Below are 24011 nucleotides of genomic sequence, written 5' to 3'. Positions count from 1 at the left end.
CAGATAATATGGCTGATTATGGCACGTATGGTCGGCCCTCCTCACCAGTCCTAAGGGCGATCGATCTACCCCTGTATTAGTTAACCTGTTAGAAACACTACTCATAATGCGTCCACATCCGCAAAATTTTTACCGTATTCTCGGACTCAATCACCTCGTACACCAGACGATGCTGAATGTTGATTCGCCGTGAATATGCACCTTCCAAATCTCCCACCAATTTCTCGTAGGGTGGCGGATTCTGAAACGGATTGGTTTGAATAATGTCGAGTAACTCTTGCGCTTTGTCTCGTAAATTGCTAGAAGCGAGCTTTTTGGCATCTTTCTGTGCCTGTTTGGTATATACCAGATTCCAATTCACCACTCCAACTCCCTAGCGCAATCCTCGATCGGCGTTGCCAGTCCTTCCCGAATCGATTCCCGCATCCCTGGGACTGATAGAAGATACAGTGTCTCCTGCACAGATGCCCAGTCAGATTCTGATAATAACACTGCATTGCTAGTCTGTCCTGCAATCACAATAGGTTGGTGCGACTGACTCACCGCATCGATCAACTGCTGTAACTGCTGTTGAGCTTCATTGATTGGGATCATAATCTTCCACTTGTCTAAATACACTTTTCTAATTGATATTGGCTGGCTGTAGACACTGCTACAACTGCCCCAGAAACTTGTCGTACTCTGCGTGTGAACCAACCCAAAACCAGATTACAGTGTCTCCATCCAACTGACCAACTGCTCGATAGTTTTTGGTAATTCGGGCTGAGTAGATTGGTAAGTCTGGATGCACCTTCTTGAAACGCAGGCTTGGATGACTTGGGTCTTCCTTGAACTGGCGATACGCCCCGCGTGTCTGCTGTTGAACTTGTTCGGGTAAATCAGCAAATAATCTACGGAACTCGGTTGTAGTGCGTGAATTCACAATGTTTCTGGATCGAGTTCTTGGGTTTTGCCTGCACGATACTCAGCCATTGCGGTCGCTGCGAGTTTAGCAAGAGCATCTGGGGAACGGGAGATTGCTTGATCCCAGCGCCTATCGTCTTCAAGTTCTTCCAGAATCATTGAAGCGAGAGCATCTTGCTCGCTGGCAGACAATGTTTTCAACTTGGCGATCGCACGTTCGAGTAACTCAGTCATGGCTACCACACTTTTAGAATGAAAATGGCGTCCTATCCATTATCCATTGTTTCAGCCAAGTTGAGGGTAGGTCGAACAAATGGCAGGCTAATTATCATCATTAATAACTACGGGAAACCCACTTCTATGTTTTTTATTAGCTTTTTTATGCACTTAAATACATCTCTATATCTCGCCAATGCAGGAATTCCACTATTCAGTCAGAGTGTTTTCTATCAAATTATTTTGCTCATCCCAATTATCGCGATAGAAGCTTATATTCACAAAAAGCTACTCAATCTCAGTATCCTAAAAGCAATTTTTATTGCTTTTATAACAAATATCATATCGACGATTGGGGGAGGTTTTATTATCCTCTGTATTGGGGCGTTTATTGGACATATCGTCTTCCACACAACCGTGCCTGTACAGCCGGGTTCTTTTCCATTTCTGCCGTTGGAAATTATGATTACACTGATTCCTATGTTTTTCTTTTCCGTTTACCTCGAATTATTAATAGGGAGTTGGGGAGTAAAAAAACTTGAAAAAAGCAAAGTTAATAAATCATTTTTAATAGCTAATTTATTCACTTACTTAATGCTTGAGATATTAGCTTTTACCCAACTTGTCAAGGGATACATTGAAGGGCGGGGCTAACCAAAACCTTCTATATCGTCGGGTTACTGATTGACATCTTCAGCCACCATCATTGCATTGATATGGGTAAAGATGCGATCTAATTCCCCAATGGCGTCGAGTTCGGCTGCCTCTTCTGCCACTAGTTGGTCTGCCTTCTTCTTCTCTAACAAATTTTCCATACGCTGTTGCAGCGATTCACTAAATTTGAACAACTTCCACCGCTCGACTTTTTCAATGCAAATCTCATGGATTAACGAGGAGGGTTTGTTGAGAATTGAAACCATTGTAAGCTCCGAGTTTCGGTTTTTAGGTAGTGACTAGATTATAGATTTTATGCAGCAATCTGGCAGTTTTAATGCTCCAACCGAGAACCTTCAAATTACCGCCCAAACCAGTGAGTTAAACAGCGAAAGGGCGTTACAGTTCAAGTCGGATGATATTCATCCCTGCTTATTTGCCATCGCCATATCTTGCCTTCTTCAGGATCGTCCACCTCTGCAATGAACTTCATTCCCACTTTTTGGAACACGCTATTCGAGGCATTTTTTTCAGCTAAAGTGTGAGCGATGACTGCTTTCACCTCCTGGTGAGCGAAAGCATAATCGATCATTCCCTGTGCCACCTCAGTTGCAAATCCGCGATTCCAATATTCGGAAGCAATTTCATAACCTATCTCTATAGTCCCTGACTCATCAGGTGGGCCTTTGAAACCTCCATTGCCGACAAGCACTTCATTTTTTGGATAAATAAAGAAGTAGTTGCGCCAGTCAGTTGGAGGCGGATTGGATTCGGAAGATTCGTCAGCAGGGAGGGAAAATGCTTCCGGGAAATGAGGCCAGCTATTTGGCACTATGACATTTAAAATTGCTGCAAGCTCGCTTTTACTTCGTAAGAAAGCTTCTATGTGAATCCTTTCGACGGCAAGTAGTTGAAGATTCTTAGTTGTAATCATTTTTCTACCTTGTTTAACAAGTATGAGATCACACTATAGGCACTATCGAAACGCTTGTCTCGGAACCCTGGCGAGTTGGTAAGCGCCCCGACTGTCCAACAATTGATATTGATTTGGCTGCAATCCTAATTGCACAAATTTCTCTGGATATCCCAGCAACAAAATAGAGGGAGAAGTTGGGTTTTTAGATTCCTTAATGTAGTCGATCGCCTTTGTGACAGATCGGTAGTAAGTCACCGGCTCTTGGGTATAAAAAACCAGACTTGGTTTCCAGAAACCAACCATAATAAACTCTTCCCCTGGCAGTTTTTGTTGAACCGCAACCTGCGCTAACTGTCTCAGAGGTAACTGGCGGTTGATATCGACCACTTTGTAGGCGGGAGTAAGACCAAAGATGATAAATGCTACTAACCCGATGAGGTTAGCAACCAAAATCCAGCGCTGTTGCCGCTTCCAGAGTAAAAGTGCGATCGCCACCGCTGTAATTATCCAAATCGTACCGCCGACAATCAGCAATCCCGACTGCTGAATTGCTTGGGGAAAATTGGGCATTGCCGGGTCGTCTCCGAGCCAGTTGTAGCAGTAGAAAGTTGCTCCGGCTATAATTAATAAAAATACGACATTGAAAATGTATGTAGCTAACAGCCCTCGCGGTAAAGAATTCGGTTTTTTTTCTAACTTTATCCGCCTGTTTTCAGGTTCGTTACCTGCAATAATATCGCTCCACAGCAGCGTTACCAAAATCGCAGCGGCGGGGATTAAAGGCAATACATAACTGGGCAATTTGGTCACGGCGATCGTGAAAAAGCCAAAGATGCAGCCGAACCAAAATAGGGCGAATAAACTCAACTGAGCCGATCGCGGTTGACGACGCCAGTAACTGCGCTGCCAAAAACGGGTACGGGCGATCGCCACGGGCAAATAAATCGACCAAGGTGCAAAACCAACTAGCACTACAAAAAAGTAAAAATACCAAGGCGCCGAGTGCTTGTTGACTACTCCAGTAAAACGCTGGAAATTGTGATAGCCGAAAAAGCTGTCAATATAAGTTTGACCGTTGTCTAAAATAACCAAAATGTACCAAGGCAAGGCGATCGCCAGAATAATCAAGATTCCCGACACCGGACGCATTTCGCGCCAAAGTTGCCGAAAATTTCCCAAATAAAGCCCGAAGCTGCCAACAATCAGCGCTGGCACGACAATTCCCACAGGCCCCTTAGCCAGAATTGCTAAGGCAATTAGTACGTAAAAAGTCAGATACCACTTATTGGGAAATCGGGAAGCGGAAAGGGGGGAAAGTTCTGCTTTTTCTCTCTGTTCTTCTAGAGTGTAACCGAGAAAAAATGCGAGTAGTGCCGAACACATACAACCGACTAATAGCATATCTGAAACGCCAGTCCGTCCCCAGGCAATAGTTTGGGGATTTAAAGCTATTAGGGCCGCACCAATCCAAGGAGTAGAAAAAAAGATTGGAAGATTGGGGGAGTGTCCGAGGCGGGGAGTGTCCGAGGGGGGAGACTTTGCTTCTTCCTCATTCTGTCTTCCTTCTTCCTTCTTCCTTCTTCCTTCTTCCTTCGATAAGGTATAAAATCCGAGGCAAGTCAGACCGATCGCGCACAAAGCCGAGGGAAGACGCACGGCCCATTCGTTAACGCCCAGAGTGCGGTAAGCCACCGCCATCAGCCAGTAAATCAACGGCGGCTTGTCAAACCTGGTTTCGCCGTTGAAATAAGGAGTGATCCAATCTCCTCTCACCGTCATTTGACGGGCGGCTTCGGCAAACAACGGTTCGGTTTCGTCAACTAAACCGATGTTGCCGAGATTCCACAAGAAACCTACCCAGGCGATCGCGCACAGCCATAAAATCGATAGCAGCAAAGGTGCGATCCGGCGCTTCCTAAACTCTGACAAATTTTTAATAACTTCCTTCACCCAAACTTCCTGCGATTTTAGATTTAAAATTTTAGCTCGCATAGAGAGTCTACCGAAAGATTCGCATTCTCGAAACTCCCAATTCGATCGAATCCGGTTAAACAGAGATGTTGCACCATTCTCAACAAGGCTTTCATGGGCGGGCAGGATGCCCACCACAAGAAAATTCACTCTTTGTGGAACAGGCATTTTGCCTGTTCTTTATAATGATGCGGCTATGTGAGGTTAACTCACATAGCCGCATCGTTCTCAATAAAACCGTATAAACCGGGTTTCTCGACCAAAATCTCGGCACCTGCAGCTAAGTGTTCACGGCTGCAAAATTAATTGCCATTCTCTGGCTGTGCTGTTCCAAGCGGGCGAGGGTGTCTCCCCGGCGACGAAAGGCCCCCAGTAGCGGCGAGAACCATCCTGAGCAAAAACCACCAGAATGTCTCCCCGTTTGACTTGTAACTTGCCCTCCGGCAGCGATAGCATCAGTCCCTTGCCGCCGCCTTCCCCCGGCGCAAAATCCCAGTGCGCGGGTTTGCCGTAGGATTCCTTGGCTTGCCGTTTCGACAGCAGGGCCACTCGCACTGGGTGTTCGCTGCGGTTGCTGACGCGCAAAAGGCCGGAGGCCTTAGCATTTATAGGGATTGAGGAAAGCAATTCCTCCTCTGGATCTGGGGGGGTTGGTGTTGAGTCGGGCTTGGGCGCGGTGGCGGTGCCGGCAGAAGCTGTCGGGACTGGGGGAACCGGGGGTGTGCGGGGATGTGCGGTCGCTTGTGAGGGCCAATCGCTCGACTGATTTGAACTGTTGGAGATAGTGATTTCAAAACGTCCTAGAAACATTCCTGTAATTAGGACGATCCACACTCCAATTATGATCTGGTAAATTTTAAGATTCATAAATTTTAGGCTTAAAGGATAGGCTGCACTCGCAATTAGTCTTAACTATTTTTAATGTAAAACCAGGGGCTGCTGTGCCACAAGATACAGTTACACTTAATTACTTGAGCGTTCTCGGCTATAAATCCGCGATCGCTCAATACCATCTTAGATGTTAAATTTTATATTTTAGATGGCCACATACTCACCCCGGTAAGAATTTGGAGTTGGTCAGGAGGGGCATTTGTTTACTCATCGGTCTAGCTTTTAATACCAGTTGAAAAAAAGAGTGGCACTATAGCCCCGTACTCCAAACGCCAATATTCATAAGTCATTCCGCATCTCAAATCTCAAATCTCACATCTCAAATGGTATAACTTTTATGCAGAATACCCGAATTAACAGATTAATTGATGTTCTGGGCGATCGCTTCCGAGGCTGGCTGAGCAATCCTTGGCGGCGGATTTCGCTCTTGATCATTAGCTTGCTGTTCGGCACTTTTTTGGGAACAGCTATTTCGACCATCGCCGGACAATCTGCGGATTGGGATATTATCGCCGCCGGGCTGTTGGTGTTGTTGACCGAGTTGGTGAACTGGCTGGTTTACGGCGGCCCGCGACCTGCGACAGGTTCTTTGTGGGTGGAGATGCTCAATGCTCTGAAAATTGGTCTGACTTACAATTTATTTGTCGAGGCTTTCAAACTAGGTTCTTAAAAAATGGTGAAATATTTGTCTGCTGTAGATAGTTTTTATATAAACGTGCTCTTAAAAAAATCTTAATTTGAACTAGGGTCGGAATTTTTGAACTCTCCACGACCGGAGTTGGGGCTTGTATCCGTTTTGCGTGGGGTCAAATATTTGTCAATTGCAGATAGGATTTGTACAAAACCCGCTCTGGCATCAAGAGTTTTGAGAAGATGGATCGATCGACTGTAACCCCTGTTGAAATTTTACATCGGTGGCAAGCCGGCAATCGCCCGAGCCCTCCCGACTTCGAGCACCTGGCTTTTTGGGAACTTGCAGATGATTTACGATCGCGCGCTTTTGGCATTACTCCCGACAATGCAACCGATGTTGTCCGCTGCAAAACCGATTTATTCTTTTCTATTCTTGACGAACTGCATACTTTCCCGCTAAAGTCAACTGTTTTTCTCGAAAGTTTGTGGAATCTGTGGCTGCCGCTGGTCATGCAATTATCGACTGCCAAACAAAGTTTAAACCGTCCTTTAATTCAAGGAATTTTAGGAGGGCAAGGAACGGGAAAAACTACTTTATGCCAAGTTTTGAGGCTGATTCTGAGAAAATTGGGATATTCTACTGTCAGCCTTTCTTTAGACGATCTTTACAAGACTTATGCCGATCGCCAACAACTCCAAAAAGCCGACCCGCGTTTAATTTGGCGCGGCCCCCCCGGCACTCACGATATTGACTTGGGAATCGCAGTTTTAGACAAGTTGCGCGGTTCTCAAACTCACAATTTAGCAGCAGTTGACAATCCCAAATCTGATGCCCTCAAACCGGATATAATTAATAAAAATATAGAAATTCCCAGGTTTGACAAATCAGCCTACGCAGGTGCAGGAGATAGAAGTCAACCCGAAATTATTTCCGGTGCGGATATTGTACTTTTTGAAGGTTGGTTTGTCGGCGTGAATCCGGTGGTTGATGCCAAATTAAACGAGTTTTTGGCGGGTGCACCGTTTCCGATTTCCACAGAGGGCGACTGTCAGTTTGCGCGCGATATGAATGCGAAGCTGCACGACTATCTGCCGCTGTGGAACCGATTAGATCGGTTGATAGTTTTGTATCCCCAAGATTATCGCATTTCTCAAGTGTGGCGCAATCAGGCGGAACGGGAAATGATGGCGACGGGGAAGCCGGGAATGTCAGAAGCTGAAATTAATCGGTTTGTCGAATATTTCTGGAAAGCGCTGCATCCCGAGTTATTTATTAAGTCGATGGTTGAGGAGGGCGATCGGGTGGATTTAGTAATTGAAATTTTGGGCGATCGCACTGTCGGCAAAATTTGTCGGGCGATCGACTTAAAATTAAGCGATTAGAAAGACTTAAAACTAACGCTTTGAGGACACAACATTGTTGTGTCCCTACCTTATTGCAGCTTTTAAGGACACAACATTGTTGTGTCCCTACTGTATTGCAGCTTATCGTGCACTCACTTGACTATTCAGGACTTATGCAAAAAGTGATTTGACGCGCGAATTAGAGGGGTAAGGCGCGCCATCAGCACCCTACAATACAGAGGTTTTGCATCGAGGATGGAGAATTTCTAAATTAACTGCCAGGAGTACCAAGATCGAGCGCTTTCTGGATCAAATCGTCGGTAACTTCGCCCGGTGTACCAGAAGGCGTAATGTCGTGAGCCATCGAACGAAAAGCATCGGGATTGCCGCTTGAATCTGCCGGCATTGGGATCTCTGTAGGAGCGGGAATATCAAATTTAGGTGCAGTTGCAGCGGCGGCAGCTTCAGCGCCGGCACCCGTGCGATCGATGTCACTAACGCTGAATTCTTTTGAAGCTTCGTAGTCTGCTGATACATTAACGGTCGGCAACTTTTGTTCTCCAGCTTCCGCGCTTTCAGTGATCTGCTGAGCGTCAAAGTTTTCAATGTTATTGACTTCTGTATTATTGATTTCAGACATAGCCGACTCCTTGCTAGTTTTATTTAACAATGCACTGTATCAATTATTACTTGAATCCCAGGCTTTTTCATCTACCCGCAGATGTATCGTTGGCTTCTATCTTAAGGATGATTTATTCTAGGGTGGTGTGTTAACATTACACCACTTTCTGAAAATAATGCAACTTTAGGCAAGCTCCAAACCCATACATACTCAGCCATTCCCCATTGTTTAATCTCAAATCTCAAATCTCAAATCTCAAATCGTATTACCTCTCGGGGATGGTGACTTGCACTTACAAATGTTGATACTTATATATTCTGGAAACATTTTTAAGGAATTTTATTTATGAACTCACCCGCCGCGACCAATCCTCACTCTCTCTCCAACGAAACTCAAAACATCGTTCAGGCAATCAACGGGTTGGGTACAGATGAAAAACTGGCGCTGCTCTACTTTGTTTATGAAAAAATGGGAGATTCAGTTACACCAGCCGCTCCCGCCGCCGCCGACCCACAATTAGCTCCCATGCTGCTCGATGATTTTTACAAGCTTTCCCATGACCAACAACTGAATATAATGCGCGGTATTGTCAACGGCGACGACACGCCGTATTCCCACGCTTACGGAGCTTTAACTGCCAACAATCAGTTGGTTGTTTGGTATGCTTGGGCTATTGGTATGGGGGAAACAATTGTCGATATCCCCGAAGGATATGAGGCAACTGAGGCGGTCAATGGCTTGTTGGGTCAAATTGAAGGTCTTGAGTTTGAACAGCAAATTACAGTGCTGCGCGACGTAGCTAATAATATGGGCTACACCGATGTTAAACCAATTGCTACTCAGGCGGAAGTAGGGAAAACTTCTAGTCTTTAGAGAAGACTCGGCGGTTCAAACCGCTGCGGAGAGTCAAACCCAGCCGGCGGATCGACTGAGCTTCGCCCAACGTCATCCGCAGACTGAAAAATAAAGGAGATATTAAAACCAGATTTTCTCTGATTAGCGGACATAAATAAACCTCATTGTGTCCGCAGGTTTGTATACTAAATCGGGTTTTAATAGTTGCTTTTTTTAGTTGCAGAAGTATAGGATGTCATGGCGAGCGATCGCGAAACAATCGCTCGCCATGACTATTACATCACTCTTGAGAGCAGCAATTTGCTGGAAATATAATACCTGTTTAACAAAGTCTTGCTGCTGCACATTTCAACTGAGTGAACTAGATTCACTCCACCCGCCCTATCGGGAACACTCCCCTGATTCAAGGGGAGGAGAGGAGGGAGGATTATTCTTGTTTCCCCTTAATAAGGGGGGACTTGCGGGGGGTGAATTTGACTTATGCAAGAACTCTAATCCTCAATCTTATACCAATTATTAAAAGCCGAAGCACCCCGCGCCCGACTTAGGTCTGGGCGTTTCCGTACAGATGCTCCCCTATAATCTATATATAGCCCTATTTTTCAGAAGTTCTAGAAAAAAGGTCTTCAGTCAGCCAGGGAGTTTTTTAGGGTAAATTTTTCGCGGGAATTCCATCCGAAATATCGAACCTTTTTTGGGTTGACTTTCGGCAGTAATTGTACCCTCGATCAACTTGACTAAAGAAGCACAAAGAGCTAGTCCTAAACCGGTGCCTGGATATTGGCGAGTTGTGGTTTGGTCGCCTTGGTGGAACTTGTCGAAAATGTGGGGAAGATCCTTTTCACAGATGCCGATTCCTGTATCCCGAACGGTTATACTTAGCCGATCGCAATTTAATTCCCGTACCTCAATGTAAATGCTGCCCTCATGTGTGAATTTAACGGCGTTGGAGACGAGATTGACCAAAATTTGCCGCAGGCGCAACTTGTCATTAACTATAAACTGATCCGGCAAGCAGACGCTGACGGCCATTGCCACGTTCTTATCGGTGGCTTGATTTCCTAATTCCCGGGCGACATCCATTACTAAATGCCCTAAATGAAATTTTTCAATTTTTAATTCTGTGCGGCCACTCTCGATTTTGGAGAGGTCGAGGATATCGTTAATTAGCAGTAGCAGGTTTTTGCCGTTATGTAAAATGCGCCCCACCATTTCTGTTTGCTGGGGGGTCAGCAGTTGTTTGTGCTGGCGCAGCAGCAATTGGGAAAAGCCGATAATCGAATTCATGGGAGTTCGCAATTCGTGGGACATGATGCCCAAAAATTGCGATTTTAACTTGGCTGCTTCTAGCAGTTGCAATTTTTGCTGTTGAAGGCGTCGCCCCTGATTTTCCAGTTCTTTCTGCTGGCGAATTAGCAGCTCGTTTTGCAAGTCTAAAAGCTGTTCCTGTTTTTTTAATATTTCGATCGCCCGCGCGTTGTTAATCGCGATCGCAGCTTGTTTTCCCATCACCGCCAGCAGTTGCTGAGTATGGGCGTCCATGGCCGTGCTGTCTTTCCCGTTGCCGATAGCCAACACACCCAAACGCCCGCTTGGCCCGGACTCGATCGCCGCAGCACAAGCCGCCGCCGGCAGGAAGCCGTCGCTCGACTCCGACCGCAACAGTACAGACTCTCCCGTCGCAAATGCTTCCCACAGCAGCTTGTTTTGCACGTGCGGGGTTTTGCCCTTACCAAAGTTTTCCGTGCCCCCGACAGCGCTGAGTTTGAGGCCGCTGGAATCGTACTCCAGGAGAGCAACTAAGCAAAATTCAGCTCCTGTGATCGCCTCTACAGTCGCATCCGCAATGCCTTGCAACAACTGGCACAAGCTACCCGCGCGCTGGGTCAACAGATTTGTAAACCGATCAAGCGCGTGCAAATCCGGCCCCCTGTCCCTTGCCGTCCGGGCTTCGCACAACTTTTCTGCTGTGAAATTGTCTTCCGAGGGCACTTGATGGGGCAAAAATTCTGATTCTGCTTGGGATTCGGCTGGAGTTTGTTGGAGCGCGTCCATATCTGTATAGGTTCCCACCCATTCCAAAACTTCCTGACTGTCTGGATTAGCGGGCGTTCCTCTGGCCAGATTCCAGCGGTAAGTGCCATCTCGCGTCTGCAGACGAAATATAATTTCGTAACTTGGCGGCGGGAACTGAGAAGTGTGCCATCTCGCTAACAGACGAGAACGGTCTTCTGGGTGAACCTGCGCCAGATAGCCGAAACCCAAAGCTGCTGCTGTTGGTACCCCGGTATATTCCTCCCAGCCCTGACCTAAATAAGTCACCCAGCCGTCGGCATATGCTTTCCAAACTATGTGAGGATTTGCCGACCACAGGCAATCGTCCTGAGTTTGGCAGTCGCAAACTTGCGGTTGGGGGGATGTTATTTCAGATACTTTGTGTAAGATTTCCGAGTCGGAAAACTCCGACTGAAAAGACTTATTGCCTGGATACTGAGTCATAACAGGTTATATAAATAAGCATTGGATCTTCACCCCTAACACCGGCTAAAGACTCGTGCTGCTAGCTTTATTGATTTTGACCGCCCAAGTGCATCAAAATTTTTTATACTTTAAATCTATCTGGGTAGTGGTATCTTTACCTCTATCAACGGGCGGACAATGAGATAATTCAGTTAAACTGTTGAAACATTGAGAGCTTACCTGTCCCGATCGGGCTCGTGCAGGCATCGTCGCAAAATAACTTAAAAATTAACTTGCATTCTGGGCTGCTACATGAGTATGCTTAAAAATGATGTGCGACCTGTAAAACCCTAAATCAGGACACATTCTCAATTTTTCTCAGTTTAGCTGAGTCAGTTGACGATATTTTTAAAGTTTACTGGACTATTGGAAGAAAGATGAGTAAAATTCGCGTTGCTTTGATAGAAGACCATGACCTGACAAGAGTCGGCATCCGCACAGCTTTACAACAGCGTGACACGATAGAAGTTGTCGGGGATGCCGCTAACGCTACTGAGGGATTGAAACTGCTTCAGTCTTCAAAACCTGACGTAGCAATTGTAGACATTGGCTTGCCGGATTTTGACGGCATTGAATTGACACAAAAGTTTAAAAAATCGGTAGCCGAGTCTGATCCGGATACCAAAATTTTGATTCTGACTTTTCAGGACAATGAAGAAGAAGTTCTGGCAGCTTTTGCCGCCGGAGCTGACTCTTACTGCATGAAAGATATTAGCTTCGATCAGTTATTAGATGTAGTAAAAGTAACTCACGAAGGTAACTCTTGGATTGATCCGGCGATCGCCCGCATCGTCCTGAAACAAGCTCGCACTCAGGAGTCCGCGCCGGAAGAACCGAAGGCTGAGGGTAAAAGAGTCACAATTAAGGCTGCCGAACCCGAGTTTAGTCACATCATTGAGACTTACCCTTTAACCGAGCGGGAATTAGAGGTTTTGGAACTGATCGTGCAGGGTTACAGCAATGCTGCAATCGCCGAAAAGCTTTACATTACTGTCGGTACAGTCAAGACTCACGTTCGCAATATTTTGAACAAGTTGTGTGCTGATGACCGCACTCAGGCTGCCGTTCTCGCCCTGCGTTCTGGCTTGGTTGGATGAAGCCTGATCATCAGGCAAAATCAAGTTAAAAGTAGGGTGCGCTGTGCGCACCTTACGGCCACTGATTTAGGGTGTGCAGTGCACACCGACTGACTAATTATTACCAAAAAATTACGGTAGGCAGTGTGCACCAGCCGAGCAATTGTTTGTTGTTAAAAAAGTAATAAAGTTTAAATCCGCATCTATCCCAGTATAGATATTTTTTTCAATTTTTAAATAACTAAATATACCTGAAGATAGATGCTAAAAAAATAGCATATTACTAATACTTATTGTTGAGCGATCCCCAGTTAAATAAATTTCGCTCGCACTGCCAATATTGCGCGATCTCACTTCATAAAAGGCGCAGGCAGAGGCGAGATTACGATACTTTTAGGAATAGTTAAGCCTTAAAGAAATTATATCCGCAGAGCGATGCTGAGTTCGCTTAAATTAGCGAAATTAAAAGTATCAACTACTACGGAAATATTTTAGAAAGAGGTATTATGGCCGCTCCAATTGAATTCAAGTTATTTGCTCCCTACAACAAAGGAGCTGCCTTGATTGGCTCTTTTTCTAATTGGGAAGAGATTCCGATGGAAAAGGACGAAGAGGGTTTTTTCCACACGCGAGTTGAGTTGGAGGATGGCGTTTATCAATACAAATTCCGCGTTCAGTCGAAAAGCTGGTTTCTGGAAGCGGATCAGTGGGTAGATATAGTCGATCCCTACGCGACTGACATCGACGATCCTACTCAAAACGGTCTTATTCGGATCAAAGATGGCGATCGCATTGTCGATACTTACGTCTGGAAACACGACGATAAACCGCTACCCGCCGATCGGGAATTAGTGATTTACGAAATGCACGTTGCTGACTTTTCCGGCGGCGAAGCCGATCCCCTCGCCCGCGGCAAGTACAAGCACGTCGTCGAAAAACTCGATTACCTAGTCGAACTCGGCATCAACGCGATCGAACTCATGCCTCTCAAAGAATACCCAGGCGACTACAGTTGGGGCTACAACCCCCGCTACTTCTTCGCTGCCGAGTCCAGCTACGGAACCACAGAAGAACTCAAAAACCTGATAGACGAGTGTCACGGGCGCGGCATTCGCGTCATCATCGACGGGATTTACAACCACTCGGAAGCATCAAGCCCCCTCACTCAAATCGATCACGATTATTGGTTTCACCACGAACCCCGCGATCCAGACAACAATTGGGGCCCGGAATTTAACTACGAATTCTATGACGAAAACTTAGGAACTTTCCCCGCACGCAGATTTGCTGGCGATACAGTCCGCTTCTGGATTCAAGAATATCATCTCGACGGCATTCGTTTCGACGCGGCGCGACAAATTGCTAACTACGATTTCATGCACTGGATCGTTCAAGAAGCCAAAAGTGTCGCCGGCCCCAAACCATTTTACACCGTTGCCGAATACATTCCCGACAATCCCAGCATCACGAATCTAGACGGGCCGATGGACGGCTGCTGGCACGACAGTTTCTATCACTCCCTAATTCCACAACTCTGTGGCGACAATTTTGATTTAGAACGGCTCAAAGAGGTAATCGACTGCAAGCGGCAAGGTTACTTGGGTGCTACGAATGTAGTTAATTATTTGAGCAATCACGACCACGATCGCCTTTTTGCCGAATTGGGTTCGCGCGGCATTTTGGATGAAGCCGCCTTTAAGCGGGCGAAGTTGGGAACCGTACTGTTAATGACAGCAGTTGGCGTGCCGCTGATTTGGATGGGCGAAGAATTTGGCGAATACAAAGCCAAAACAATTGAGCAATCTAAAATTGACTGGACGCTGCTAGGAAATGACTTGAATAAAGGTTTGTGGGAATACTACAAAGGCTTGATTCACCTGCGTAAAAATAACCAAGCACTTTACACAGAAAACATCGACTTTTTCCACGAAGACCCCGACTCGAAAGTTTTTGCTTACACTCGCTGGAACGATGAAGGTTCGAGAGTTGTAGTAGTGGCGAATATGTCGGAAAATTATCTAGCAGGTTACAGCGTGCCCCACTTCCCGGCAAACGGAACTTGGCACGAATGGACAGGGAATTATGATATTGAATCGGGCGATGACAATATTATGATTGACTTGCCGGAATACGAAGCGAAAGTGTTTGTTTGGCAGTAAGTTGTCAGACCTCCAAAGCACTGATTCCCAATTCAAAAATATCAGGACTGAAGTTCTTACTACCAAGCCGAAAAAATATTTTGTAGTAAGAACTTGAGTTTTTTCTTAATTCCCCCAAACTCCGAGAACAGATGTCTCACTACAAACTTATAAGGGTTATTTGACAGGCTCCAATCTAATTCATATCGTTTCCGGTTGCATCGGAATAATAAAACCGAGTCAACAGTTAACACTCAACCATTCAGTTTTTCGACCCGCCCGTCAACAGTCAACACTCAACAGTCAACACTCAACACTCAACAGTCAACAGTCAACAGTCAACAATCATTCCGGTGCAACCGGAATTGATATTATTTCCCCAGATTGATTTTCTAAGCACAATTGGGTTATAGCCGCCGCCGGTATGGGTTTGCTAAAGAAGTAACCCTGACCCATATCGCAGTGATGCGATTGCAAAAACGCCAACTGTTCTGCTGTTTCCACTCCCTCAGCAATCACCTGTAAATTCAGGCCCTGTCCCAAGGCGATCGCCAGTTTCACAATAGTAGCACCGCTGCTGCCAGTCACCAAATCGGCTACGAAAGATTTGTCTATTTTTAAATTATTGAGGGGAAAGTTTTTCAGAGACCACAGCGAAGAATAACCGGTGCCAAAATCGTCCAGAGATATGTGAATTCCCATGTCCTGCAACTGCTGCAATACCGACACCGTAAAGCTCACATCTGTCATGGCAATGCTCTCGGTAATTTCTATTTCTAAATACTCTGGATTTAACTTGGTTTCTGATAAAATTTCAGCAATGATTTGTACCGTGTGAGGTTGCAGAAACTGGCGGGCTGATAAATTCACCGCTATCCGCATCGGCGGCAATCCCAGTAACTGCCACGCTCGATTTTGCACGCAAGCAGTCCGCATCACCCATTCGTCAATTTGGCAGATTAATCCTGTTTCCTCAGCTAAGGGAATAAATCGATCGGGAGAAATCAAACCGCGTTCGGGATGCTCCCAGCGAATCAGAGCTTCCATGCCGACTATTTTACCAGTCTTTAAGTTTATTTGCGGTTGATAGTGCAGGACAAACTCGGATTTTTTTAGAGCTGTGTAAAGATAATTTTCTAAGTTAAGCTCTTCGGAGACTTTACTGCCGATCGCCTGCGTGTAAAACTGATAATTATTGCGACCTTTCTGTTTAGCTTTGTACATCGCAGCATCAGCATTTTTTAGCAAAGTTTCTGCATCTTCTCCGTCATAAGGAGCCAAAGCAATTCCCAAGCTAGCCTTAATATAAAGTTCCCGATCCTCAAAATCAAAAGGACTGCTTAAACTCTGGATAATTAGCTGGCAAATTTTAGTTGCGTCCTCTGGGCTGTTGATATTGTACAGCAGCACAGTAAATTCATCTCCGCCCCAACGAGCCATCGAATCCCCCACGCGCAAACAGTGAGTTAAACGCCGAGATACACTTTGCAGCAACAAATCGCCCACTGGGTGACCGAGAGTATCGTTAACATTTTTAAATCTATCTAAATCTAGAAAGATTACCGCCAGCATTTCTCCATTTTGGTGAGCGCTAGCTAAAGCTAAAGACAGCCTTTCATTAAACAGTAATCTATTAGGTAAACCGGTTAAGGGATCGTGAGAAGCTTGATGTCGGATCATCGCCTCGACGCGCCTCTGCATTGCAGCCATGTACAGGTGAGTTCCTAAAGATTGTGCTAACTTCTGTTCTTCGCTGGTCCACTTTTGAGCTTCGCCTGTTTTGATTTCTTTCCAAGCTGCAAAGGACTGTCGGGGACGATCGTTCCGGGCGTCCGAACTGCAACGGCCCGCCCACAAAATTTCGGTTTGTATAGGGCTGCGAAAAACGGTGAGACAGCCGATGCACTGTTGGCGGTATTGCAGCGGTACTGCCAAAAATGATCGAATGGAAGCTGCGACTAAATTGGCAGATACAGATTTAAGTTGAGGTTCTTTAGAAATATCGGAAATTGCGTACAAGTGCGGTACGAGAAAACTGGAAATATTGGTGTCAATTGAAGTGTAATGCTGGGAATATAGATTTTCAAAAATACCTAATTGGGTAGTATGATTATCAGTTTGTGCTTGATCGTCTTGGTTTGCCCTCCCCATAATCTGCTGCCAAAACGGGCTGAGTTCAAGGTCGATGTCCGGGGGCTGCTGGCCACAGGTATAAAGCAAAGCCGGCCGATCGCCAAACTCGGCTGCAAGGTAGAGTCGTCCTCCTGAACCATGCAAATGCTTGACTGTTTGTTCGAGAACTGCTTTCCGAATTTCGTTGAGTTCCAGAGGAGAATGCAGCAAACTGGTAATTTGGTTGATAACGGCTTCGTCACGCGCTTGCTGTTTAGCTTGACTAAGTAGAAAAGATTGGGCGATCGCAATTGAAAGCTGATCCACAAGCAACTGCACCATTTTTAATTCTCGATCGCTAAACCGTTTTGGTTGGCTGTGGTGAGACACCAACAGCCCCCAAAGCTGATTTTGATGCACAATCGGCACCGTCAGAGAAGAACGTGCCCCCATAGCCTTCAGATATTCAGCGTGACAGGGGTCTACAGGACGATAGGTAATATCTTCAACTGCTAAAGTTTTGCCGGTGTCGGGACAATCTAACCGATTAATTGTTTGATGCTTCAATTCCACATCTACAATCACTCGCTGCCGCGCTTTGAGAAACATTTCCCGAGCACTCTGGGGAATGTCGCCTGGTGGAAAGCGCAAACCCAGCATAGAGGGCAAATAGTCGCCGTTGATCGACTCAGCAATGACCTCACCGCTACCGTCGGCCTCAAAGCGATAAACTTTTACTCGATCGCTCTCTAAAAAGCTGCGGATTTCTCGGGCTGTTGTCGTTAAAATCTCTTGGAGTTCTAAAGAGTTGCGGATGCGATTGGTAATTCGATTGAGTAAAATCTCTTGTTCTAAAGTCGATCGTGACATTTGTCTAGCTTTGGTGCGGGTCATGCCTTTTGATCTCCCGGGCTGTTGACAGCATTTTTGCGAGCCACCGTCTTAAGTTGCCCTGTATTATACATTACAACACTTTGCCTCTGTCTAGGGGCTTGACTCAACCCAACAGCTAGAAACTCCGTTTCTGGGGATATTTCTGGTTTTCCGACAAATTTGGGTGATAAACCGGGTTTTTCACCGCATTTACAAGGTAAAGAAAGAGCGAGCTGACCATTAGTGAGGACGAAAGTTCGATCGAGTTTGATCAGGGCTCAAGTTCTTACTACAAAACAATTGCAGACTTACAAGGCAAGAGATATAGAGAAACCGGGCTGATAAACCAGCATTCTGGCTCAAGAGCGCAGAATGCTGGGTCGTCAACCCGGCTTGTAAGTATTTATACCCGGAAATAGGGCGTTAAGCCGCCTCCCACATTTCCCGAATTCTGTCCGGCAAAAAGCCAGCTATTTCGTCAATTCGCTCCTTGGACAGCTCATCCTTCGTTGCCGAAAATACAGCCGCGATCGCAGTTTCCGGTTTTACTCCTGAAGGAAGTGAGCCTTCTAGTTCCACCCTCCGTGCAAACAAATTGCCATCGATCCCCGCAGGTGCAGGCGGGCCGGTCAAAGGCTGACGTATGCGGCTGAGCAATCCCACCAGCGGATTTGTATCTTTCCAGAGGTCTGCTATTTCTTGTTGCAGGGTTTTGTCATCCGTAGGCAAAACTTCTTTGTGCAATTCAGATTCCACGTGCTCGATGGCATCTTTTGTCATCACGTCGCGCATGACCCGGTACACTACTTCGGTAATGTCCCTGGCATCAAAAATATCCTCCAAGTGACCGTTTACCAACACTTTTTCCAAAAACGGCATATCCTTTGAAGCGATAGGAACTGCCGATCCTTTGTGGTGGAGCGAAGTCGGAGGATTCGTTTCCATTTTTTGTAACAGTTTGCGGCCTTTTTCTGTTAACTCAGCTTGTTGAAATGCCACTAAAGGCGGCACTAACTCAGCTCCTCCGTAAGGTTCTCCACTAAAGTCCGCTTTGATAAATTCTCTTTGGTTGAGGTAGTCCAAATGACCGAGCAATTCCGCTTCCGCCACATTGTGACCGACATATTCTTCCGCTGCATTCCTAATTTCCGACTCTCCCTTGGCGTTGCCGCTGCCAATCTTTTTCAGCAAAATGTAAGTCAGGTCGTCTCTGATTGGAATTGTCATTAAAACCTCCTAGGTTAATATCCGGTAAATAAAGCTCATGTAAAAACTGAATTTTTTTACTGGCTTAAATGGTGATGATTACTACTTAAAAACATTGAAGTATAAAGTAGAGTAATCAAGTATCTCTCAGCAGATGGAAGTTAGGAAACTTAAGTGTCCGCTAGAATCTTCCTTTAGGTAGATCCGTCTATGGGAACCCATGTCTAATCTGGTTAATATCCTAAAAAGCTGTCGCCACTATTGAATGCTATTAAGCGAGGGTGCTTTATTGGTAAGATTTTTCGTATTTATTGCGTATTTTTACCAAGGCTGACGCACCAAGAGCGCCTCAGTTGGTAATTGGCGCTAGGAGAGGTAGAATTAAACAGATGCTATGGGGTTATCAACTGTGGTCGTTTTGCCCGCAGCTTGTAGCGATATGGTATCGGATTAGACCAAAAACTGGTCATCGGAAAGCTACAAATACGAGCCAATCTGTCTCAAGTGCCGCAGCGCCACTTGAAGAATGCCTCGGGGGCAACTTTTTTGATCATTTCGATCAGCATTTATGAACTACCCTCACTGGAACAATAAATTGGAATCCTCGTTTGTAAATAGCGGTCAACAGGCGCTAGACCAGCGTCCCTTAGTGTTGGCTGTAGACGACAATCACGACAACTTAGAGCTGCTGGCACAAATACTCGATTTATTCGGCTGCGAGTGCATGGGAGCCGTTGACGGGTATGCAGCTATTTCAGCAGCAGTCGATCGACCTCCCGACCTAATCGTACTCGACATTTGCTTGCCGGATATAGACGGTATGGAAGTAGTAAAACGGATTCAACAGAACCCCGAGCTCAAAGATATTCCGATTGTTGCTGTCACAGCACTAGCAAAACCAGAAGACCGCGCTCGAATTCTCCAAGCCGGCTGCGTGGAATACCTTTCCAAACCTTTTAACATCAAAGATTTAGAAAGAATTATCCGCCAGCACCTCAACTCTCAAATGCTTTTGGTTGAGTTTTAGATTTATAATTAGAATCACGAACTTGAGGTGCAGAGGCCAAAATCGCGATCGTTCCAGTGCGGCCAGTCTCCAAGGTCGCATCGCGGAGCAAATCAATGACTCCCACGCCCAAAACCTTTTGGATTAATTCTTTCAGTGGCAATTCCAGAAGTGATTCTAATTGTGTCCGCACCTGCAAGGCCAAATCTTGCTGACCATTCTGGGCCAGCAGTTTTTCGGGTTGAGTAAGCCCATTTTCGACAACAATTATCAATTTGTTATCCAAAAGATTGCAGAGCGCCTGACTCGTTGGGTGTCCGAGTTGAGAACGGTACAAAGCTTGAATTCCCTGCGAAAGAGTCCGTTCTAATTTCCCCCGAGTAGGTCCTAAGGTTTCCCCTGTCATATTTTTTATTGACACCATGATAGATAAATAAAAAAGACTGTTAGCAGTTAACAGTTAGCAGTTAAGTTAACTGTTAACTCCTAACTGCTAACTGTTAGAAATAACCGTCGCGTTAGCCGACAGTAACTTCATTAGTTTCCACCCCAGTTGCACCCTTAACGCCTTTAGCAATTGTCACCAACTTGTTGACAATTTCCTGACTGGGAACTGTACCTTTGAGAACCACAGTAGTGCCAAGTTGAGCCACATAAACAGTCTCAATATCCGCAACATCTGGATTTGCATCAAAAGCCTGAGCCACCCGTTTAGCTAAACCGCTTTGATCGTATTCTCCATTCAATCCCATGCGTTCCGGCGGGATTGTCTGAGCGCTCCCACCAGACTGAGCTTGAGCTTGAGCTTCAGCTACAGGTGCTTGGTAAGCAGGAGCCTCAACAGTTTCTTGATTTTCAAGTTTTTCTAAACCAAACAATCTTTTTAGCCAGCCCATAGAGTTTGTCCTCCGACAAAGTTTGTGTTAATTGACGTGTTAATTGACGTGTTAATTGACGTGTTAATTCACGGTTGGCAAGTCGCCCTGTAATTGTTATTCTCAATACCAGGAATTACGATCGCACTCTTGGATGCAGGAACCGAGTTTTTTTACAAAAAAGTATCGTTACAGCCATCCACCTAGGCAGAAAAACCCGGTTTGTTGAGTTTGGTGCGCCCGTCTTAAATACAATTTACTGTTGTACAACTCCGCCGCTCATCTGCCTGGAGACATAATTCTCCTGCTCTAAAACAAATACTTGGGCTGACCATTCCGGCAAATCAAACTTAAACCCTTCTTCCCCAACTTCTACGATTTTGTTGTACATCCACTCGTGCCAAGTTTCCGCAGCCGGAAACTTAAGAATGCTGTTACCAGATAGATAAGTATCCGAAAAATTGGCGACAACTACTGCTCGCGTTCCCTCATCGCTCCAGCGCGAGTAAGCCAGCACTTTGGTTTCCGGATTTTCGTGGATAAATTCAATATTTTCGGTATAAAGTGCCGGAACTTTTTACCGCAGGAGAATCACGTGTTTGTAGTATTCCAACAACTCATGATTTGGCTGGTTTTTCAACAAAGACCATTGCAGTTTATTCGGCTGGTTGGGAGTTTGCCGAGTGGATTGTCCAAATTCTTCGCCCATCCACAGCATCGGTATTCCTACTGCTGTGACTAACAAAACTGCTGCCAATTTAGCGGGTTTAAAAGCCGCTTCTGGGTCGAGAGTCCGAAAGCTTTCTTCCGCCAGCAAGTGGGATCGGTCGTGACTGGCTAAATAATTGATAACATTAGTTACCTTTTGATAGCCTTGTTGTTTGAGTTCTAAAACTTGCTTGAGCTTTTCGATATCGAAAGTATCCCCGCGAGATTTTCTATGGCAAAAATGCGAAAACTTTCGTGCCAGCAGCCATCCATCGGCCCGTCCGCAGCGACGAGTTCGGGAAGTTCGGGAATGTGTTCTGCTATGTTGTAAAATGGCTTTTTGTCGGCGGTTTTTTTCGCTTAACGAGTTAGCCCGTGTAGAAAATCTCGATTGTCCAACTGCCGCACGGCATCCTAGCGAATGCCGTCGATATGATATTCTTGAATCCAGAAATTAACGACATCGCCGATGAATTTCCAAGCGGGACGAATGCCGAGTTTTGGGTCGAAGTTTTCGTAGTTAAACTCCGGGCCCCAGTAGTTAGCCGGATCTTCGGGATAGTGTTTGTCGCGGTAGTACCAATAATTGCGATCGATGAGCAATTAGGGACATTCTTCATCGCAGTGGTTATAAATCCCGTCCAGAATCACCCGAATGCCCCGTCAGTGGCACTCGTCCATCAATTGCTTCAAATCTGCGGTTGCGCCGTAACTGGACTCTACGGCAAAGAAATCGCGGACTTTGTAGCCCCAGCTATAATCGCCCGGATATTCATTAACTGGCATTAGTGCGATCGCATTTATCCCCAAATCGCACAGATAATCTAATTTCTCCCTCACCTGCTGGAATTTACGGCCACTTTCGCAACCATCCCGCCCGGAAAAATCAGTAACGTGCATTTCGTAAACGACTAATTCTTCATTATTTGGGAGTTCTTTGTCGTCGTGCTGCCAAACATAGGTATCAATAATTCGCGCGCCTGCTTTGATGCGAACTGTACTTGTATTAGTAGTGCGCTCAATTTCAGTCGCTTAGGGGTCATTGACTTCTACCCATTCGTCCGGTTCAAAACATGGACTTTGCGATTGAACTCGGAATTTGTATTGATAAATACCGTCTTCTAACTTAATGTTAGTGCGGAAATAACCATTGTCATCTTTTTCTAAGGGAATTTCTGCCCATTGGGAAAAGGAGCCGAGCAGTGTAGCTGCTTTGTTGTTGGGAGCGAAGAGGTTGAATTCAATTGCAGCGGCCATGAATGCCTTGTTTTCAGAACTTATAAGTGTGATAAGTATTGATTTTTACCATTTTGCAAATCTGTCGCCATCGTTCTTAAGAGTTAAACCTCTCACTCTTAAGTTGTAAGGTACTTGGGGGCGCAGCCGGAGGATTTAGTAGTGCGAAACCTAGCGATTGAGTAAGGTGCGCCCTAGGCACCCGGAAACCTGCTTTTAATCAAAAATGTAGTTAAAGTAACTAAAAATTATTAAGTGCTATTTATGAACAATAGTCCGGACTGTTTGGATTTCGTAGTCTGAAACCCTAGATTTTCCGTTGGTAGCGAACAGGCATTGGAGCCTTGAAACCCTTATTCTACGGTTGGCTATCCAAAACTGTCCGAAGTATTGTATGAAAAGTAATTTAACTTTTGATAACTAAATAAATCGTGGTTAATATTTAACATTTGTAACTAAACAAACATTTTTTATCCGGCAGGGGTAATACCGTAGAAAGATGTCATTTTAGGCGGAAACCGCGAGGATGAGCTTGTAATTATAAGGCAAGGGAAACCAGAAAAATGAATCCTTTATTCCACTGGGTTTTCCTGCGACTTTAAGCCAAGTTTGAGCCGAGAATAGCAATGATTATTTTTGCTTATGTCTTGGCACCACTTGTTTTATAGTTTTTGACTGGCAAACTTTGTAGAACCAAAATCAGCTTTAACGACTGCTGCTATCTCAGTAATTGGTAATTGGTGAAAATCTCATTCGTCCCTGTTACCCGTTAGATATTCCGAGCAGTGGCTCTAAGGCTCTAAAAGTTTAATGTGGGATGTTGGCGAATTACCGTTACTGTAAAACTCTGGAGTGTTAAAAATGCTAAAACAAATGTGTTGGTTGCCCAGATTGGGACGCAATGGAGAAAAGATATTGCACTTGCGCACTGAAGCCCGTCAAGGGTGGCGGCCTTATACAGCTTTTCCGCAGTTTGCTGTATCCGATTACCGGGAACCGGGCGGTTCTAAGGGATGGGCAACATATCAGAAGCTGAGAGTTCAAGGGTGGAATTTAATATCGACTGAAGAAGGGCAGCAGTCGATTTTTGGCCAACAGAAAAGTGCTTAAAAAATCCGAAACCGCAGCAATAAAAGAAGAGAATTTTATCTCTTCTTTTATTGGTTCGGGACGCAGAAACTGGGTTTTTAACCATCCTACTTCGTTGCAGCGGTAAGGTGTGTACTCCACACCCTACATACTTTTGAGATGTTTGC

At 45.5% G+C, this 24011-nt stretch carries 22 protein-coding genes and 1 pseudogene; 8 read left to right on the top strand and 15 right to left on the bottom strand.

Annotated features, from left to right (window positions below; genetic code table 11):
* Positions 1 to 97: 97 nt before the first annotated feature.
* Genes D0A34_16370 through D0A34_16355 form a run of 4 tightly spaced genes read right to left on the bottom strand, consistent with a single transcriptional unit; the run spans position 98 to position 1137 of the window.
* Positions 98 to 361, bottom strand: a complete 264-nt coding sequence (locus D0A34_16370) for a Txe/YoeB family addiction module toxin (GenBank protein UNU20238.1) — start codon at positions 359 to 361, stop codon at positions 98 to 100.
* Positions 358 to 594, bottom strand: coding sequence for a type II toxin-antitoxin system Phd/YefM family antitoxin (locus tag D0A34_16365; protein ID UNU20237.1), 237 nt, complete (start codon positions 592 to 594; stop codon positions 358 to 360). Before D0A34_16365 ends, D0A34_16370 begins: the two co-directional genes overlap by 4 nt.
* A 58-nt stretch (positions 595 to 652) precedes the next feature.
* Complete coding sequence (locus D0A34_16360) at positions 653 to 922, bottom strand: hypothetical protein (protein UNU20236.1); 270 nt, start codon at positions 920 to 922, stop codon at positions 653 to 655.
* Positions 919 to 1137 carry a hypothetical protein gene (locus D0A34_16355; protein ID UNU20235.1) on the bottom strand — a complete coding sequence of 73 codons (219 nt, stop codon included), beginning with the start codon at positions 1135 to 1137 and terminating at the stop codon, positions 919 to 921. Before D0A34_16355 ends, D0A34_16360 begins: the two co-directional genes overlap by 4 nt.
* A gap of 147 nt (positions 1138 to 1284) precedes the next feature.
* Here D0A34_16355 and D0A34_16350 point away from each other — a divergent pair, with 147 nt between their 5' ends.
* Complete coding sequence (locus D0A34_16350; GenBank protein UNU22330.1) at positions 1285 to 1773, top strand: hypothetical protein; 489 nt, start codon at positions 1285 to 1287, stop codon at positions 1771 to 1773.
* Positions 1774 to 1796: 23 nt separating this feature from the next.
* Here D0A34_16350 and D0A34_16345 read toward each other — a convergent pair whose 3' ends face one another.
* The 4 genes from D0A34_16345 to D0A34_16330 all read right to left on the bottom strand — a co-directional run bounded on the left by D0A34_16345 (position 1797) and on the right by D0A34_16330 (position 5527).
* A complete protein-coding gene (locus D0A34_16345) occupies positions 1797 to 2039 on the bottom strand; it encodes a hypothetical protein (GenBank protein UNU20234.1) in 243 nt (80 codons plus the stop codon).
* Between the two features lie 140 nt (positions 2040 to 2179).
* Positions 2180 to 2707: an N-acetyltransferase gene (locus D0A34_16340; protein UNU20233.1), complete on the bottom strand. Its 528-nt coding sequence runs from the start codon at positions 2705 to 2707 to the stop codon at positions 2180 to 2182.
* Positions 2708 to 2749: 42 nt separating this feature from the next.
* The gene (locus D0A34_16335) at positions 2750 to 4639 is read right to left on the bottom strand and encodes a glycosyltransferase family 39 protein (GenBank protein ID UNU22329.1); all 1890 of its coding nucleotides are present in this window, start codon (positions 4637 to 4639) and stop codon (positions 2750 to 2752) included.
* 309 nt (positions 4640 to 4948) lie between these two features.
* On the bottom strand, positions 4949 to 5527 hold the full coding sequence (locus D0A34_16330; protein UNU20232.1) for a hypothetical protein: 579 nt from the start codon (positions 5525 to 5527) through the stop codon (positions 4949 to 4951).
* Between the two features lie 361 nt (positions 5528 to 5888).
* On the opposite strand from D0A34_16330, the gene D0A34_16325 reads away from it, so the two are divergent.
* Both D0A34_16325 and D0A34_16320 read left to right on the top strand, forming a co-directional pair.
* Complete coding sequence (locus D0A34_16325) at positions 5889 to 6221, top strand: DUF565 domain-containing protein (GenBank protein UNU20231.1); 333 nt, start codon at positions 5889 to 5891, stop codon at positions 6219 to 6221.
* Positions 6222 to 6424: 203 nt separating this feature from the next.
* Positions 6425 to 7567: a glycerate kinase gene (locus D0A34_16320; protein UNU20230.1), complete on the top strand. Its 1143-nt coding sequence runs from the start codon at positions 6425 to 6427 to the stop codon at positions 7565 to 7567.
* A gap of 232 nt (positions 7568 to 7799) precedes the next feature.
* Here the strand turns inward: D0A34_16320 and D0A34_16315 are convergent, their stop codons facing one another.
* Positions 7800 to 8168 (bottom strand): hypothetical protein, encoded by a 369-nt coding sequence (locus D0A34_16315; GenBank protein ID UNU20229.1) that lies wholly within the window; start codon positions 8166 to 8168, stop codon positions 7800 to 7802.
* Between the two features lie 327 nt (positions 8169 to 8495).
* Between D0A34_16315 and D0A34_16310 the strand changes: the two genes are divergently transcribed.
* Positions 8496 to 9023, top strand: coding sequence for an orange carotenoid protein (locus tag D0A34_16310; protein UNU20228.1), 528 nt, complete (start codon positions 8496 to 8498; stop codon positions 9021 to 9023).
* A gap of 612 nt (positions 9024 to 9635) precedes the next feature.
* On the opposite strand, the gene D0A34_16305 is transcribed toward D0A34_16310, so the two are convergent.
* Positions 9636 to 11504, bottom strand: coding sequence for a histidine kinase (locus D0A34_16305; protein ID UNU20227.1), 1869 nt, complete (start codon positions 11502 to 11504; stop codon positions 9636 to 9638).
* 398 nt (positions 11505 to 11902) lie between these two features.
* Here D0A34_16305 and D0A34_16300 point away from each other — a divergent pair, with 398 nt between their 5' ends.
* Positions 11903 to 12622: a DNA-binding response regulator gene (locus D0A34_16300; protein UNU20226.1), complete on the top strand. Its 720-nt coding sequence runs from the start codon at positions 11903 to 11905 to the stop codon at positions 12620 to 12622.
* Between the two features lie 485 nt (positions 12623 to 13107).
* Positions 13108 to 14760, top strand: coding sequence for an alpha-amylase (locus tag D0A34_16295; protein UNU20225.1), 1653 nt, complete (start codon positions 13108 to 13110; stop codon positions 14758 to 14760).
* Between the two features lie 324 nt (positions 14761 to 15084).
* Here the strand turns inward: D0A34_16295 and D0A34_16290 are convergent, their stop codons facing one another.
* Together D0A34_16290 and D0A34_16285 are read right to left on the bottom strand one after the other, a co-directional pair.
* Positions 15085 to 17745: an EAL domain-containing protein gene (locus D0A34_16290; GenBank protein UNU20224.1), complete on the bottom strand. Its 2661-nt coding sequence runs from the start codon at positions 17743 to 17745 to the stop codon at positions 15085 to 15087.
* 402 nt (positions 17746 to 18147) lie between these two features.
* Positions 18148 to 18951, bottom strand: coding sequence for a DUF2267 domain-containing protein (locus D0A34_16285; GenBank protein ID UNU20223.1), 804 nt, complete (start codon positions 18949 to 18951; stop codon positions 18148 to 18150).
* Between the two features lie 547 nt (positions 18952 to 19498).
* Here D0A34_16285 and D0A34_16280 point away from each other — a divergent pair.
* A complete protein-coding gene (locus tag D0A34_16280; protein UNU20222.1) occupies positions 19499 to 19957 on the top strand; it encodes a response regulator in 459 nt (152 codons plus the stop codon).
* Here D0A34_16280 and D0A34_16275 read toward each other — a convergent pair.
* The 3 genes and pseudogenes from D0A34_16275 to D0A34_16265 form a co-directional block, all read right to left on the bottom strand.
* On the bottom strand, positions 19926 to 20342 hold the full coding sequence (locus tag D0A34_16275) for a DUF2294 domain-containing protein (GenBank protein UNU20221.1): 417 nt from the start codon (positions 20340 to 20342) through the stop codon (positions 19926 to 19928). The genes D0A34_16280 and D0A34_16275 overlap by 32 nt on opposite strands.
* Before the next feature lie 112 nt (positions 20343 to 20454).
* The gene (locus D0A34_16270; GenBank protein UNU20220.1) at positions 20455 to 20832 is read right to left on the bottom strand and encodes a BON domain-containing protein; all 378 of its coding nucleotides are present in this window, start codon (positions 20830 to 20832) and stop codon (positions 20455 to 20457) included.
* A gap of 235 nt (positions 20833 to 21067) precedes the next feature.
* Positions 21068 to 22776, bottom strand: a pseudogene (locus D0A34_16265) (alpha-amylase).
* An 840-nt stretch (positions 22777 to 23616) separates the two neighbouring features.
* On the opposite strand from D0A34_16265, the gene D0A34_16260 reads away from it, so the two are divergent.
* Entirely contained in the window at positions 23617 to 23865 is a 249-nt protein-coding gene (locus tag D0A34_16260; protein UNU20219.1) for a hypothetical protein, read from the top strand.
* Positions 23866 to 24011: the final 146 nt, after the last annotated feature.

Origin of the sequence: Microcoleus vaginatus PCC 9802, from assembly GCA_022701275.1 — a bacterium.
GTDB classification, from domain to species: Bacteria; Cyanobacteriota; Cyanobacteriia; order Cyanobacteriales; family Microcoleaceae; genus Microcoleus; species Microcoleus vaginatus_A.
Note: the sequence above shows the minus strand (reverse complement) of the source record. Positions and strands in the feature narration are given on the sequence as shown.